At 31.9% G+C, this 574-nt stretch carries 1 protein-coding gene and 1 pseudogene; both read right to left on the minus strand.

Features of this window, described 5'->3' with window-relative positions; genetic code table 11:
* On the minus strand, window positions 1–368 hold a 368-nt coding region (locus AMO08_RS04620; protein WP_143323814.1), incomplete at its 3' end, for a helix-turn-helix domain-containing protein.
* Window positions 349–574, minus strand: a pseudogene (locus AMO08_RS05870) (ERF family protein); the annotation flags it as partial. The pseudogene AMO08_RS05870 and the gene AMO08_RS04620, both read right to left, overlap by 20 nt.

Genomic DNA, 574 nt, shown 5'->3' on the forward strand with positions numbered 1-574 from the left:
ATGCTACCTGAAGTATTCTGTGTGGGTAGACATTTTTGGCGGGGGGTCCTACCTGAAATGTCCTGGTATAAAACATTTAATATACGTTCTGTGCATATCCTTTGTTCTCTGTCATACACATACTCTGCCTCAATATAATTTCTCTCAATCAAATCATTTATTATTCTACTTGTTTGTCGTACGCTTAAATTAAACATTTCCGATAAATAAGTATTACTAGCATAACATCCTGAACCCTCCTTACTTAAAGAATCAATTGTACTCAAAACATATCTTTCTTTCATTGTTAGATCATCAATCATAAATTCAATTGGTATCCAAAGTCCTTTAAAATTTTCATTCATAATTTTACCTTCGTAAGCTTTCATATTTAGAGACTAACTCATTATATTCTTCATAAGTCAAATCAACAGAAGAACTCTTATTATAATCCTTTAGAATTTGTCGTTTAACACTATTAGCGTCATAACCCTTGGAATCGGCTATGGCATATAATCGTTTAATTTGAAGCTGTGATAACTCCTTCTTAGTCTCTCTTTTAACTTTAACAGTTGAGTCTAAAATATCAAGCTCC

It is taken from the genome of Candidatus Pelagibacter communis, from assembly GCF_001180205.1.
Classification (GTDB): Bacteria; Pseudomonadota; Alphaproteobacteria; order Pelagibacterales; family Pelagibacteraceae; genus Pelagibacter; species Pelagibacter ubique_O.